The sequence below is a fragment of the Geovibrio sp. ADMFC3 genome, assembly GCF_054687035.1.
The window spans coordinates 1,791,745-1,805,615 of sequence record NZ_BAAFZG010000002.1 but is presented as its reverse complement, the minus strand read 5'-3'; the positions used below and the strand labels follow the sequence as shown (position 1 = coordinate 1,805,615).

The 13,871-nt window shown below is 46.6% G+C and carries 14 protein-coding genes; 3 read left to right on the top strand and 11 right to left on the bottom strand.

Annotated elements, in window-relative coordinates; all coding sequences use genetic code 11:
- The first annotated feature begins 8 nt into the window (after positions 1-8).
- The 3 genes from purM to ACYRYY_RS08965 are packed head-to-tail and all read left to right on the top strand — an operon-like array spanning position 9 to position 2,889.
- A complete protein-coding gene (purM, locus tag ACYRYY_RS08975) occupies positions 9-1,043 on the top strand; it encodes a phosphoribosylformylglycinamidine cyclo-ligase (protein ID WP_460216479.1) in 1,035 nt (344 codons plus the stop codon).
- On the top strand, positions 1,040-1,645 hold the full coding sequence (gene purN, locus ACYRYY_RS08970) for a phosphoribosylglycinamide formyltransferase (protein ID WP_460216478.1): 606 nt from the start codon (positions 1,040-1,042) through the stop codon (positions 1,643-1,645). The genes purM and purN overlap by 4 nt, the downstream gene beginning before the upstream one ends.
- On the top strand, positions 1,642-2,889 hold the full coding sequence (locus ACYRYY_RS08965; RefSeq protein WP_460215264.1) for a M16 family metallopeptidase: 1,248 nt from the start codon (positions 1,642-1,644) through the stop codon (positions 2,887-2,889). Before purN ends, ACYRYY_RS08965 begins: the two co-directional genes overlap by 4 nt.
- A gap of 36 nt (positions 2,890-2,925) precedes the next feature.
- Here the strand turns inward: ACYRYY_RS08965 and ACYRYY_RS08960 are convergent, their stop codons facing one another.
- From ACYRYY_RS08960 to ACYRYY_RS08910, 11 genes are all read right to left on the bottom strand, one after another.
- A complete protein-coding gene (locus tag ACYRYY_RS08960; RefSeq protein ID WP_460215263.1) occupies positions 2,926-3,228 on the bottom strand; it encodes an RNA-binding S4 domain-containing protein in 303 nt (100 codons plus the stop codon).
- A 33-nt stretch (positions 3,229-3,261) separates the two neighbouring features.
- Positions 3,262-4,158 (bottom strand): SurA N-terminal domain-containing protein, encoded by an 897-nt coding sequence (locus ACYRYY_RS08955; RefSeq protein WP_460215262.1) that lies wholly within the window; start codon positions 4,156-4,158, stop codon positions 3,262-3,264.
- Positions 4,103-5,080 (bottom strand): peptidylprolyl isomerase, encoded by a 978-nt coding sequence (locus ACYRYY_RS08950; RefSeq protein ID WP_460215261.1) that lies wholly within the window; start codon positions 5,078-5,080, stop codon positions 4,103-4,105. Before ACYRYY_RS08950 ends, ACYRYY_RS08955 begins: the two co-directional genes overlap by 56 nt.
- Before the next feature lie 60 nt (positions 5,081-5,140).
- On the bottom strand, positions 5,141-8,452 hold the full coding sequence (mfd, locus tag ACYRYY_RS08945) for a transcription-repair coupling factor (protein ID WP_460215260.1): 3,312 nt from the start codon (positions 8,450-8,452) through the stop codon (positions 5,141-5,143).
- A gap of 24 nt (positions 8,453-8,476) precedes the next feature.
- On the bottom strand, positions 8,477-9,055 hold the full coding sequence (locus tag ACYRYY_RS08940) for a D-sedoheptulose-7-phosphate isomerase (RefSeq protein WP_460215259.1): 579 nt from the start codon (positions 9,053-9,055) through the stop codon (positions 8,477-8,479).
- A gap of 236 nt (positions 9,056-9,291) precedes the next feature.
- Entirely contained in the window at positions 9,292-9,630 is a 339-nt protein-coding gene (locus ACYRYY_RS08935; protein ID WP_460215258.1) for a YraN family protein, read from the bottom strand.
- Entirely contained in the window at positions 9,611-10,153 is a 543-nt protein-coding gene (locus ACYRYY_RS08930; protein ID WP_460215257.1) for a ribonuclease HII, read from the bottom strand. The genes ACYRYY_RS08935 and ACYRYY_RS08930 overlap by 20 nt, the downstream gene beginning before the upstream one ends.
- 15 nt (positions 10,154-10,168) lie before the next feature.
- Positions 10,169-10,825, bottom strand: a complete 657-nt coding sequence (gene hypB / locus ACYRYY_RS08925) for a hydrogenase nickel incorporation protein HypB (RefSeq protein WP_460215256.1) — start codon at positions 10,823-10,825, stop codon at positions 10,169-10,171.
- A 65-nt stretch (positions 10,826-10,890) separates the two neighbouring features.
- Positions 10,891-11,232, bottom strand: a complete 342-nt coding sequence (gene hypA, locus ACYRYY_RS08920) for a hydrogenase maturation nickel metallochaperone HypA (protein WP_460215255.1) — start codon at positions 11,230-11,232, stop codon at positions 10,891-10,893.
- 28 nt (positions 11,233-11,260) lie between these two features.
- Positions 11,261-12,142 (bottom strand): formyltransferase family protein, encoded by an 882-nt coding sequence (locus tag ACYRYY_RS08915; protein WP_460215254.1) that lies wholly within the window; start codon positions 12,140-12,142, stop codon positions 11,261-11,263.
- Entirely contained in the window at positions 12,139-13,860 is a 1,722-nt protein-coding gene (locus tag ACYRYY_RS08910) for a DUF2207 domain-containing protein (protein WP_460215253.1), read from the bottom strand. The genes ACYRYY_RS08915 and ACYRYY_RS08910 overlap by 4 nt, the downstream gene beginning before the upstream one ends.
- Between the last annotated feature and the right edge of the window lie 11 nt (positions 13,861-13,871).

Sequence of the window (13,871 nt, the reverse complement as noted above, 5' to 3'; positions counted from 1 at the left end):
TGTCACAGATCGACTACAGAAGCAGCGGAGTTAATATAGACGAGGGTAACAGATTCATAACCCTCATAAAATCCATGGCGGAATCCACATATACCGAAGGTGTTATAGGAAGCCTCGGCGGATTCGCAGGATTTTTCAGCCTCAAGGACGCAGCAGGCATGACCGACCCTGTGCTTGTGGCAGCAACAGACGGAGTAGGCACAAAGCTTAAGGTAGCCTTTGATTCAGGCAAGCTTGATACAGTCGGTGTCGATCTGGTTGCTATGAGCGTAAACGACCTTGTTGTAACCGGAGCAAAACCTCTCTTCTTCCTCGATTATCTCGCCACAGGCAAACTTGCCCCTGAAGACATGGCAGAGGTTGTAAAAGGCATAGCCGACGGATGCAGGCAGTCCGGCACTGCACTCATAGGCGGTGAAACGGCAGAGATGCCCGGATTTTACAAAGAAGGCGAATTTGACCTCGCCGGTTTCTGTGTGGGAATACTGGACAAAGCCAAAATGGTGGACGGCAGCAAAGTCGCCGCCGGAGACGTTATAGTCGGTTTCGGCTCAAGCGGTCTGCACAGCAACGGATACTCGCTTGCACGTAAAATCTTTTTTGAAGAGCTTAAAATGGACGTCAAGGATGCCATAAACGGAAAACCCCTTTATGAACTGCTCCTTGCACCCACAAAAATATATGTAAAAACAGTCCTTTCTCTCCTTGCAGAAGGGTTCGGCATCAAAGCCATGGCGCACATAACAGGCGGCGGCTTCTATGAGAATATCCCCAGAGTCCTCCCCGAAGGGCTTGACGCTGTTGTGGATAAAGACAGCTTCAAAAGACCTGAGATATTCGACATAATCACCTCAAAGGTCAGTATAGACAGCCGTGAGCTTTACAGAGTCTTTAATATGGGCATAGGCTTCATCGCTGTTGTGTCCGCTGACGAGGCGGAAAAACTCACTGCCCGTGCCTGCGAACTGGGTGAGAGTGCCTTCATTATAGGCAAAATGACCGAAGGAACAAAATCGGTTAAGATAAAAGGAATAGACTTCTGATGAAGATAGGAATACTTCTCTCCGGCAGGGGAAGCAACTTCAAGGCTATAAAGTCCGCAATAGATAAAGGCGAAATACCTGACACAGAAATAGCCGTGGTGATAAGCAACAAGGCAGACGCCGCAGGGCTGGCTTATGCAGCAGAATGCGGGCTTAAAACCGTCTACCTCAACCACAAGGACTTTGACGGCCGTGAAGCCTACGACCGTGAGATAGTGAAGCATCTGAATGAAGCAGGCGTCCAGCTTGTGTGCCTTGCCGGATTCATGCGCATTATCTCGCCCTATTTCGTTGAACAGTTCAGAAACAGAATAATAAATATACACCCTTCTCTTCTTCCCGCCTTTCCGGGTCTGGATGCACAAAAACAGGCTCTGGAATACGGGGTACGCTTCGCCGGATGCACAGTGCATTTTGTGGATGAGAAAATGGACAACGGAGCCATAATCCTCCAGAAATGTGTCCCCGTTCTTGAAGACGATACAGAGGAAAGCCTCTCAGCCCGTATCCTTGAGCAGGAACATAAGGCATATCCCGAAGCGGTGCGCCTTATAGCCGAAGGCAGGCTGAAAACTGAGGGCAGGAAAGTAAAAATAATATGAAAAAACTGTTGGCAGCATCGGTTCTCTTTCTGATTAGCATAACAGCCTCCGCAGGAGATACAATGACCCTTGAAAACGGAGTTAAATTTACAGTAATCGAACGTCCCTATACGGAAACAGTTTCTGTCTCGATCTTTGTCAAAGGCGGACTATTCAGGGAAAGTACAGAAAATAACGGCATCGGCGCCCTGACCTCATCAGTATGGGTAAAGGGAAGCGAGATGCTGCGTGAGATGGAATTTTACGGCGGCAGCATAGGCGCAGGACAAGGCACCGACTCATTTGAGATTGCCTTCTCATCCACCGCAGAATATCTGGATAAGGCGATTGAGCTTTTCCGTCCGTTTCTCTTTAACCCTGTTTTTGACAACGATGTATTTGAAAGAGAAAAGGCTATTCAGCTTGAAGAAATAAAAGCGATGCAGGATGACCCTTCTTCCCTGTCATTCCGCAACTTCATGAAGCTCACATACGCAGACACCCCTTATGCGCTGACAATAGAGGGGGAGAAGGAAAGCGTTGAGAAGCTGACTCTTGATGATATAAAGAAATTCTACCCGGTTCTCCTCCAGGGGAAAAGCACCATAGTTACCGCTGTCGGCAAAATAACCCCTGAACAGACAGAGAAGCTGAAAGCGATATTCGCTGATCTCCCCGCAGGAAGTGAATTTAAAGCGGAATGCTCTCACCCCGCACAGAAGGAAGACATATACAAAGAAGACAGAGACCCCAGAACACAGCAGGCAAAACTTTATGTGGGCTACGAAGCTCCTCAGGCATCCGACCCGATTTACGCCTCAGTCAAGGTTATGGCGGATATTATGGGCGGCGGCATGAGTTCCCGCTACTTCACGGAAATGCGTAAAAACAGGGGCTATGCTTACTCTGTCGGAGCTTTTTACCCTTCCAGACTATGCAAGTCAAGATTCGTGGGGCACATAGGGCTGGAGTACGCCAATGTTCCAGAAGCTGTGAAAACTATGGAAAAGCTGAACAAAACATTCATAGACTCTCTCACGGATGAAGAGCTTACAAAAGTTAAAAACTATATGCTTGGCAGGCTTCTGATAGAAACAGAAACCAACAGTAAACAGGCGTGGTATGCGAACTTTTTCCAGAACGCAGGGCTGGGCAGCGGATACCTGACCAAATATATTGAGGACATAAAAGCTGTAGATAAGAATTCTCTGAAAAAAGCAGCGGAGATATTCAGCAAACCGAAAACTGTTTATATTTTGCGATAAAGCATATTCGCAGCCCTGCTTCCGCAGGGCTTTTTGTTATAACTCTTCGTTATCCTCAAAGTCGGTAAAATCATCTGAAGTTTTAGGGCGGTATTCAAGGATTTCTATATAAAGCGGAAGATCCTTCTTCGGGATGCTTTTCTTTTCCGGCACCTGAAGAACCTTTATTTTCTTATAAAAGTTCCACATGTCCATCTCTATCACATCCCCTTCTTTCAGGGTATATGCGGGTTTTGCAGCACGGTCATTTACCCTGATGAAGCCCTCATCCGCAGCTTCATTTGCCACAGTTCTGCGCTTCATCAGGTTTGTTGTTTTTAAAAACTTATCAAGTCTCATTGCTGCCTTTATAAGAATACTGTCCGGACAAGCCTAATACATGTACTGCACAAGGATGCGCTGTCTGCTGTCTTTCAGCCATTTGTCATATATGACTTTTGTTTTTTCATCGGCTATTTTTTCAGCCGCACGCTGTCTGACTTCTGCTGTTCCCTGATATTTATCCTTAAAATCTTCAACGTAGAGAACTCTGTACTCTCCGTCCAGTGACTGAACACCGGTGATGTCGCCTTTATTTTTGTCTTTCAGCAGCTCTTTCAGAGACGAATCAAGGGAGCTATACTCAAACCAGCCAAGATATCCGCCATCTTCGTCTTTAGCATATTTTGCAACAGTTTCCACAAAAGAACCGTTTTTCTTGTAAAAATCCAAAGCCTTTTCCAAAGCCAGACGGTTGTTAAGGCTCAACATCCTTAACTCATACTGATCGCTTATTTCAAGCTCATTACCGTTTTCTTTTATATATTTGTTTATTTCATCCTCTGTAACCACAACTTTTGGGGCAAGCACTCTGCTGCGCACCCTTGTGGTGAGGATATCCATCTTAATCTGCCATTTGTAATGCGTTATTGTTCTGTTTTCCTTTGCGAGCAGATCAAAAAGCTGCTGTTCGCTTATTCCGTTCTTTTCCAGAACATCCTTAACCGCATTGTCCACCTCATCATCACTCACACGGACACCTTCACGGCGTGCAGCATTAAGCACAACGTACTGGTCAACAAGAAACTCCAGAGTTTTTCTGGTGTACTCGCTTAAGATGCGGCTCTGTTCTTCCTGATCCTTAATAGAGTAGATCTGCTTTGTTCTTTCGGGGTTCAGGGATTCAACATCAAATTTGGTTATTATGTCGTCCCCTACACGGGCATAAACCCTGTCAATTACCTGCGCCTGAACCTGCTGTGAGAGGCTCAAAAGAAGCAGGAGCAACATTAATGATTTCAGCTTTACTGTAAATTTCATCTATAAAGTTCCTTACGCTTTCTTCTTGTTTTTGTGAATAAAGTTTTGCGTATATATCAGATTTGACCTGATCAAATTTTCTGTTTTCAGCACTTCTGTAAGCCATGGTACGAAAAATATGGAAGCCGTATTCCGATTGAATAATACCGCTGGTCTCTCCCGCTTTCAGTTTAAATGCTTCGGAGAATACTTCCGGATAGTCGTCAGCGGAGATAAAGCCGAGGTTTCCTCCATTTCGTTTTTCATCGGAAATAGAATATTTTTCGGCAACTTCGGCGAATGGAACTCCCTTTTTGAGTTCAGCAGCAGCGGCTTCCGCCTTTTCTTTCTCAGCGGTGAGTATCATAAATACATTTGCGGTTCTTTTTCCCGCAAAGCCTTCTTTGTTTTTATTGTAATATGCCTTAAGCTCTTCGTCACTGACTCTCACATTAGTGTCGGCAACTTCGGTAAGAAGTTTCTGAACAAGCACATTTTCTATCATCTGTTTTTTCAGGCGGTTTTTAATAATCTCGTCCGTCGCATCTTCGCCGTTTTCGGAGGCTCTTCCTTCCTCCATTTTATCAATATATCCGGCAATTTTTTCACTTCTTTTATCGCCAACATCAAGCCCGCGTTTTCTTGCTTCATCAAGCAGGAGTCTGTGGATTACATAATTACGCACGAGACGGTCTTTAACTTCGGGATTTTCAAGGGCGATGGGATCCATCTCCTGAATTGTGAAATAGGAGTAGTCAATAAACTCCGAATTGTCCACATCTGTTCCGTTTATTTTAAGAATAGTGCGTTTTTCAGCTTTCGGAGCGGAATCTGTACTCTTTTTTCTATCTCCGCATCCGAAAAGGAGTGCCGCTAAAAGTAAAAATATCGCTGTTTTTTTCATCATCCGCATAAGTTACAACATTAACTCCCACAGGGCAATACAAAAGGGTGTGCAATGGTTCTGACAGTTTCACTCTTCTATCAGTTCAGAAAGAATTTCGCAGGTTTTCTCAAGGAAATTGTCTTTTTTCTCAAAATAAAGCACAAGACTGTTTTCATTTTCAAACTTATAAACAGCTTTTGCCTCACTGAGAACTTCAAAAAGCTTTGCAGGGGAAACCGGAGTGTCCTTGTCAAAGGTTATGCGCACTCTGCCTGTATGGATAGCCAGTTTTTCAGCATATGCCTTGCCTGCTATATTTTTCATAAGCATTATCCAGCCCAGGTTCTCTGTCTCCGGGCGCATCTCACCGTACACCTGCGTCAGATCGTCCAGCAGCGCACGCATATCCTTCTCAGACTGTATCTTTGAAAAGCGCCTGTAATAATCGAACCTTAAGGAAACATCCTCAACATATTCGGCGGAGATGAAATACGGCAGAGCCGACGCCACCTCTGTCTCACGGGAGTTGTTAAGCTCACCCTTAAGCTCTTTCACAGCCTCTTCTATCATCTGGAGGAAAAGCTCATAGCCTATTTTGACCATAAAGCCTGACTGGTCAGCACCGAGAAGATCGCCAGCTCCCCTTAGCTGAAGGTCGTAAAAAGCGATCTTTACTCCGCTGCCGAGGTCTGAAAGCTGTTGAATTATCTTAAGCCGTTTGCGGGCTATTTCATTTATGCTGGTCATACTGGGGACAAGCATGTAGCAGTAGCCACGCCTGCGGGAGCGTCCCACACGTCCTTTAAGCTGATACACCTGCGCCAGACCGAAATGAGCAGCGTTGTTGATTATGATGGTGTTTGCATTTGCTATGTCTATCCCGTTTTCCACAATGGTGGTGCAGACAAGTATATCAAGCTCGCCCTGATAAAAGCTGTAGAGAACACTCTCCATGCCGTCTGCCGTCATCTGCCCGTGGGCAATGCCAAGCCTTGCGTGGGGAACAAGCTTGCGCACCGATTCCGCAACGGATTCGATGTCTTCCACTTTATTATGAAGAAAATATACCTGACCGCCCCTTTCAAGCTCTTTCATCAGGGCATTCTTGATCTCTTCATCGGTCTTTATGACTCTGGTGATTACAGGGAGTCTTTCCTCCGGCGGGGTTTCTATGACGCTTATATCCCTTATACCGGACATGGAAAGCTGTAATGTGCGGGGAATCGGAGTAGCCGAGAGGTATATAATATCTATATTGCTCTTGAGAGCGGTTATCTTCTCTTTATGGGCAACGCCGAAGCGCTGCTCCTCGTCTATTATCAGGAGTCCCAGATCAAGAAACTCCACATCTTTTGATAAAAGCCTGTGGGTTCCGATAATTATGTCAATCTCGCCTGCAGCCAGCTTGCGCAGGCTTTTCTTTATTTCTGATGATGTCTTGTACCGGCTGATATAGTCCACATTCACAGGCATATCGGCAAAGCGTTTCTTAAAGTTGACATAATGCTGGCGTGCCAGAACAGTTGTGGGTACAAGAACGCCGACCTGCTTTCCGCTGGCAACTGCCTTGCATGCTGCCCTCATGGCGACTTCTGTTTTCCCGAATCCCACATCGCCGCATACCAGACGCTCCATAGGTTTGTCATCTTCCATGCCCTGATAAACATCATGTATGGCAGAGAGCTGATCATCGGTTTCGTCATACTCAAATCCCTGTTCAAACTGTTCCAGGAGAACTCCGTCGTCCCTGAACGCAAAGCCGGTTTTCACCTTTCTGTCTGCGTAAAGCTTCAGCAGGTCTATGGCAAGTTTCTTTGCTCTGGTACTTGCCTGAACCTTAAGTTTTTTCCATGCGCTTGTCTGTAGGCTGTGTATGCGTGGCGCTCTGCCTTCTGCGCCGATATATTTCTGAATCTGCCCTATTTTGTCCAGCGGTACGTAAAGGATCTCGCCATTGTCATACTCAACCATGAGGAAATCACCGGCCACGCCGCCGATCTCTTTATGCACCAGCCCTCTGTAGATGCCTATTCCGTAATCAACATGGACAACATAATCGTTCGGCTCAAGATCGTTCAGGCTTGTGGAGTAGACCTCCTTCTTCGCCTTCTTTATCTTCTTTTTGACTGTGCCGAAAATATCCTCATCCGTAACAACGGCAATCTTCCCTCTGGAGTCTATGAAACCGCCGCTGACCTTCTCGCCGTAGAGCCCTATGCCGTGTGACGGAAGCTTGAGGAACGAAGAAATCTCAGTTACGCCTATTTCGTGATCTCTCATGAAATCAAGGAACAGGCTTTTGAGCTTGCGGCTTTCAATGCAGACCAGCACACCGTAGCGGTCGTCCAGAAGTTCCTTGATTTTCGCAGCGGCATCGGTGACGGACTGATAGAGGTTTTTCTTCTCGTGGGTGAATCTCGCCGCCGAACTTGCCAGTCCGCCGTCTTCGCTGTCCACATCCACTGATTCCTCATAGAGATGAACGTCACGGGCGCCGAAAAGCTTTTCCATCTCTTCGGCGTTCACAAAGTTCTTCTCTGCACCTGCCGGCAGGGCGTAATGATCCTGCTTATCCTTCACGGTGTTGTCTATTTCTATAAAAGTGTCCGCCAGATCTCTCTCAAGGGTTATTATCTGCGTAACTGCGCCGAGGTAATCGAAAAGGCTCGCCATGCTCTTATATATAAATGGGCTGAACCAGTGGCATCCGGCAAACTTGCCGAAGTTTTTTGCTTTTTCACTCACAGCAGGAATATTCACCGAAGCAAGATCATCCTCATCAAATAGAGCCTCTCCCGCCGGGAGAATTTCAATCTCATCAAGCTTTTTCTCTGTCCTTCTGCTGAATGATTCAAACAGATCCATACGGTCGATCTCATCATCGAAAAACTCTATCCTCACAGGGTTTTCCATCTGCGGAGTAAAAATCTCTGCAATGTCTCCCCTGAAGGTATATTCCCCCTGACCGGAAACAAGCTCAACATTAACATAGCCGGAATACTCAAGGGCGTATCTCAGTTCCTCACGGTCTGACGTATCCCCTTTTTTAAGCCTTATGACGGAAGCCTCAAAAACATCCGCCGGAGGCAGGGTCTTAACCAGTGATTTCGGAGTAGCCAGAACTATACCCTCAAAGCCGTTCATAAGCCTGTGGAGGGTACTGATACGCATGGAGAGTACATCAGACAAAACCCTTGCTTCCTCGAAGGGTTCCTGTGTGTATTCGGGAAAAGGCGCAACCTTATCCGCTCCGAAGAAGAAAAACAGCTCGGATAAGAGAAGGTCGAAACGGTTTCTGTCGGGAGCTATAACAAGCAGCCTGCCCCCGCTGAAATTTTTACGAAGGCGGTATGCGGCTCCTGCGCCCCATAATCCGCCTGTGATTGAAGTGAAGTCCATTATTATAAAGTTTGCTTAACAGCCCTAGCTGAATTTACCGAACATTATCTCATCCACCAGTTCGCAGATGATGTGAGCAGCGGCTATGTGTATCTCCTGTATTCTGGGAGTGCATTCCGAAGGAGAAATCAGCAGATGATCGCACAATCCTCTCATCAGCCCCCCGTCTTTGCCTGTAAAGCCGATGGTTGTCATCCCTTGTCTGCCCGCAGTACGCAGAGCAGCAAGCACATTGGGGGAATTGCCGCTGGTGGAGATTCCCCACGCTATGTCATTCTCATTGCCCAGTGCCTTGAGCTGTTTGTCAAAAACTTGCTCAAAGCTGTAGTCATTGCCTATTGCTGTCAGGGCAGAGGTGTCTGTTGTGAGAGCAAGGGCGGGCAGAGGCGGACGCTCCATCTTAAAGCGGTTTGTAAACTCCGCTGCTATGTGCTGGGAATCAGCAGCGGAACCGCCGTTACCGAATATCAGCACCTTGCCGCCGTTTTCAAAACATCTCACAATCTCTGTGGATATACCTATAATCACGGGCATGTTCTCTGCGGCAAACCTTGCCTGAACTTCCCGCATCTCTTCAAAAATATCGCTTATGAAATCTTCCATACGCCGTTACCTTTTTCTAATATTTATAAAATTTCTTAATCTTCACCTGAAAAACCCTTTTTTAACAGAAAAAAAGTGCTTTTCTGGTTCTTTCCAAAAAAAGTGAAACTGCTTTGTAATATCAAAGCTTAATTTACAACATAAATCCGCACGTCCTGTCGGATTTATGTACACGCTCGCGCCGCAGTGAATGCGGCTTCGCTTCGCACGGCGAAGTTCCGTCATGGAACTTCAAGCTAAACGCCGAATGCGTTTATTATGTGTGTTATTTTACCATTGTCTATGGAAATTACATCAAAACGGCAGAGTTTTTCCAGATTATTTTCTGTGAGGTAGCTTTCAGCGGTGCGGATTATTTTGTGCTGCTTGGTGTGTGTTACTGACTGATAGCCCTCGCCGTAGGCATCGGAGCTTCTTGTTTTGACTTCCACAAAGATAAGAGTGCTGTCCTTTTCCGCTATGATGTCTATCTCGCCTGTTTTAGCTCTGTAATTGCGTTTGAGTACAGCGTAGCCGTTCTTTTTAAGAAAAGCCGCCGCCTTATCTTCGCCGGATTTACCTTTTAATATCCGCATTTTTCAGAAAGCTCATCCGGTGCAGTTCCGTTACACCGTATTTTTTAAGCGCCTCCAGATGAACCTTAGCCCCATAGCCCTTATTTGAATACCATCCGTATTCGGGGTATGTCATATGAAGCTTTTTCATCATGGAGTCACGGTGAACTTTGGCAAGAATCGAAGCCGCTGCCACACAGAGGAAACTGTCCTCCGCCTTGAAAGGATTTTGTATCGGAACTGATACATTCAGCTTAACAGCATCCACAATTATATCATCATAAGGGGTTTTCAGACGGGAAAGCGCCATCTGCATCGCCTGTTTTGTGGCACGGAGAATGTTAACAGAATCGATAACACTATTGCAGACAACGCCGAAGGCATAGTCAACGGCGTTTCGCCTGATACTCTCGGCGATTACTTCACGCTTTTTTTCGGTAATTTTCTTTGAGTCGATGATGCGGGGATCTTCATATCCTTCGGGCATTATCACCGCACAGGCGACAACAGGACCCGCAAGGCATCCCCTGCCCACCTCATCCATGCCGACAGTGATTATTTATTCCCCCTTTTTTCTGCGGATTTTTGCAGCTATCCAGCCGATGAACTCATCAAGTCCCTGACCTGTTTTGCAGGAGGTCTCGAATATGTCCAGAGTGGGGTTAACGCCAAGGGCAAAATCACGGCATTTCTGTACATCAAAATCCACATAGGGAAGAAGGTCTGTTTTGTTAATGATAAAAGCTGATGAAACATGGAACATTGAAGGATACTTCGCAGGTTTGTCCTCACCCTCTGTCACACTGAGCATGCAGACCTTTGCATCTTCACCCAGTTCGTATGAGGAGGGGCAAACAAGGTTGCCCACGTTTTCTATAATAAGAAGGTCAAGCTTGCCGAAGGCAACCATAGCCTTTTCTATATCAAGTGCTTCAAGGTGGCATGAACCGTTGGTATTAACCTGAACAGCGGGGATTCCGGCGGCTCTGATACGCTCTGCGTCAAAATCTGTCTGGAGGTCGCCTTCTATAACGCCAACTGTATATGTTTTCTGAAGTTTAACGAGTATCTGGGAAAGGAGAGTTGTCTTCCCGCTGCCGGGGGATGAAACAAAGTTAAGGACCAGCGTTCTGTCCCTGTCAAAGCCTTCCTTAAGGGCTTCCGCAAGTTCTTCGTTTTTAGAGAGAATCCTTTTATTAACATCAAGCTTTGTCATCTTTATCTCCTTAAATTTTATATGAAGCAAATAAAAACTTTTGAAAGGGTTTGCTGAAAGCTTTCCTAATCCACTTCTATTTCAGTTATCTGCAATTCCTCGCCGGTAAGTATCTGCACGGCAGATGAACCGCATTTAGGGCACTGCATGAATATCTGCTCAAAGATATTTTCATGTGCGCAGTCCATACACTTGCCTGTAAGGGGCACATTTTCAATGATAAGTTCACCCTCTTCGGCAATTGTGCCGTCCTTGAGGGCATCAAAGGCAAACATCAGAGAGGAGCTTTCCACCGCCTGCAGCCTGCCTATTTTCACGAAAATCTTATTTACTTTTTTTGCGCCGTTATTTTTCGCTGTGTCGAAAACGACGTCCATTAAACTCTGGGCTATACCTACTTCATGCATGGAAATATGTATAAACTCCTATATGCTCTTAGTCAACCGCATAATAGAGTTCATGAACCTCTCCTCTGCGGAAAAGTCTCCCCTCGTATTCGGCTTCCTCAATGACTATAGTTCCCGAACCACAGGCTATTTCCGCTCCGTAAGGCGTAAGCTCCACAAGCCCGCCGGGTCTGCCGTATTCCCCCTGCCATTTTTCAGTTGATGCCCGCCATACAGTTACCTGCTGACCGTTTTTCATAAAATAAGCACCGAAATAAGGTCGGGAAAAGCCTCTTATATGGTTGTATATGCTGTAGGCGTCACGGTTGAAATCTATGACACCCTCTTTCCTGCGCTTGCGGGGCAGATAAAAAGCCTCACGCTCATCCTGCGGAACTGCGCTGAAGCCGTCAAAGCCTTTTTCCATAAACTCTTTTACAAAGCGGGCCGAGACTGCCGCATACTTTTTGAGGAAGTCTTCCGGATATTCTCCGAAGCCTATTTTTATCTCTTCAGAATAGAGTATATCACCGCCGTCCACTCTTTCAGAAGCCTCATAAAAACTTGCGCCGGATATTGCCACACCTCGGAGAAACTGCTCTGTTACTGCGCTGTAGCCCCTGTATAGAGGCAAAAGAGAAGGATGGGCAAAGACAGCCCTGACGGAGGACTCCATGAAGAAATCCTTTGTCCAGTCAACACACAGAGCTGCAGTGTCCTCATCCAGCCGGATATCCGCTGCATCAGCATATTTATTGGATGATATGAATGTAATAGGAAACATTCCTCTGTATTTCGTGAAATCCCTTGCAAGGGCAGTTTTCTGAAACCCGTGCGGATACGTGTAAACCTGCGGATACACCCCCAGTGAGTCGAGAGCATCGAGGAGATATTCGCCTGTGAGATTGGATGTAAAAAGTGCTGTTTTCACCAGCTCCGTCCCCCGCCGCCGCCGAAACCGCCGCCGGAAAATCCGCCGCCGCCGCCAAAGCCGCTTGAGCCGCCTCCTGCTCCGCCCTGCGGTGCGGGCTGGGAAGACATTGTTCTGCCCATTGCCGAGACTCCGGCGTTAAGAGATTCTGCAAAACCGTACATTGTAAACCCCCTGCCGCTGCCTGAGACATACCAGTCCGGCGGTTCCTTCATCAGCCCCTCAAACTTGCCCGCCCAGCTTTTAAGCATTCCGAACGCAACAGCATAAGGCACTGTAAGATTAAAATATTCCGGATTTTTTTCAAGCATCCTTTCCAACCTGTCTTTCTCCGCACGCTCAACAAATTCCCTGAACCCCGCCAGTTTATTATACAGCCCCTGTCCTTTTGCACTGCGTCTGGGCATAAGCCGCCCGAAGAAAAACGTGGCGATCATCATAACAGAGCAGGAGACAAACCAGCCGATATCACCCGTAAAAGCGGTCAGAAACACACCAAGCACCACAAAAATGATGCTTACGCCTTTCATCAAACCGCCGATTTTCCTTGTGCTGCCTTCGTACAGCCCCATCCGGCTGATGTCTTTATCAAGCTGTTCTCTGGCGATGAGCATAGTTTTATAATAGATATTTTTAAGGTCGGATAAACGCCGGTTTTTCAGATTTGCCGGGAACATCCCGTTAAAAAGAGTCTGCTCATATGCAGGTGCATCAGGAGGAAGCTCACCAATCTTCACAAATATATAGTCGTTCTTTCCGAGGAAAGAGGTGTAATCCTCCGCCTCTTCTATCCTTATTATTTTATTAACCGCCCATTTCAGAAAAACGGATACAAGATCCCTGTTATCAATTTTATCATCAGCCAGAACACCTGCAACGGCTGGGTTTACTCCTGCCGGAGGTTCATAGAGAGTAACTATAACCGACTTAGTGTTCCGCCCTTTTTTATACCACAGCAGAAAAAGAGCCGGAATATAGACCAGCAGAGCAATGATATAGCCGTTATTCACTGCAAAAAGACGCATACGCAGCCACGGAGTGCCGTAGTCAAGGTAACTTCCGGGCATCAGAATGCCTATGGTCAATCCCTCACGGGGGTTCAGCCTTCGCACCGTATGACCTGTCAGAGTGTGCCCGTCATAGGAATAGCCAACATCTGTTCCTGTCTCTCCGTAATAACCGGTGTATGCAAAAATGTTTTCATCGGGCAGGTCGATCCTCTCCGGCAGACGCACGCTGAAAGTCACACTTTCGGCAGGAACGTCCCACAAGGAGCCGTGTATGTTCCAGTAGATTTCACTTGTGGAGTAAAAGAAATTAACAGCACCGAATACCTTGTAGCTTACAACGTACTCTTTCTCACCGGTAATATAATGCTCCGGCGAGCCGAGGCGGATCTCCCTGAAGGCTCCACTGTCGGACACTTTCATCTCTGCACTTTTTGTTTGGATATCATCAATAAGAATACGGTAGCTGCCGCCGAAAAGGGTCGGGCGCTCCGCCGTGCCTTTGACATTCCCCTCCTTATATATTCGGGGAATTTCAAGAATTATCCCCCTGCGGGGCTGGCGGAAGTCAATAAGATACGTCTCGGTGATCTCCAGAACAGAAGATCTCTTCACATTTATATGCACGTCATGCTTTTTTATAATAAAGTCCGCACCGTAAGAGGGCAGAACACTGACTGTAAAAAACAGCAGTAAGAGAGCAAAGCGCATAAGCTTTTCCG

What these genes read in the sequence shown, in the direction of transcription:
- mfd (WP_460215260.1), bottom strand. Translation starts at nt 8,452, where the DNA reads ATGGACTTCACTTCAATCACAGGCGGATTATGGGGCGCAGGAGCCGCA.
- ACYRYY_RS08965 (WP_460215264.1), top strand. Translation starts at nt 1,642, where the DNA reads ATGAAAAAACTGTTGGCAGCATCGGTTCTCTTTCTGATTAGCATAACA.
- ACYRYY_RS08955 (WP_460215262.1), bottom strand. Translation starts at nt 4,158, where the DNA reads ATGTTGCTCCTGCTTCTTTTGAGCCTCTCACAGCAGGTTCAGGCGCAG.
- ACYRYY_RS08940 (WP_460215259.1), bottom strand. Translation starts at nt 9,055, where the DNA reads ATGGAAGATTTCATAAGCGATATTTTTGAAGAGATGCGGGAAGTTCAG.
- ACYRYY_RS08960 (WP_460215263.1), bottom strand. Translation starts at nt 3,228, where the DNA reads ATGAGACTTGATAAGTTTTTAAAAACAACAAACCTGATGAAGCGCAGA.
- ACYRYY_RS08930 (WP_460215257.1), bottom strand. Translation starts at nt 10,153, where the DNA reads ATGGATGAGGTGGGCAGGGGATGCCTTGCGGGTCCTGTTGTCGCCTGT.
- hypB (WP_460215256.1), bottom strand. Translation starts at nt 10,825, where the DNA reads ATGACAAAGCTTGATGTTAATAAAAGGATTCTCTCTAAAAACGAAGAA.
- hypA (WP_460215255.1), bottom strand. Translation starts at nt 11,232, where the DNA reads ATGCATGAAGTAGGTATAGCCCAGAGTTTAATGGACGTCGTTTTCGAC.
- ACYRYY_RS08950 (WP_460215261.1), bottom strand. Translation starts at nt 5,080, where the DNA reads ATGCGGATGATGAAAAAAACAGCGATATTTTTACTTTTAGCGGCACTC.
- ACYRYY_RS08935 (WP_460215258.1), bottom strand. Translation starts at nt 9,630, where the DNA reads ATGCGGATATTAAAAGGTAAATCCGGCGAAGATAAGGCGGCGGCTTTT.
- ACYRYY_RS08910 (WP_460215253.1), bottom strand. Translation starts at nt 13,860, where the DNA reads ATGCGCTTTGCTCTCTTACTGCTGTTTTTTACAGTCAGTGTTCTGCCC.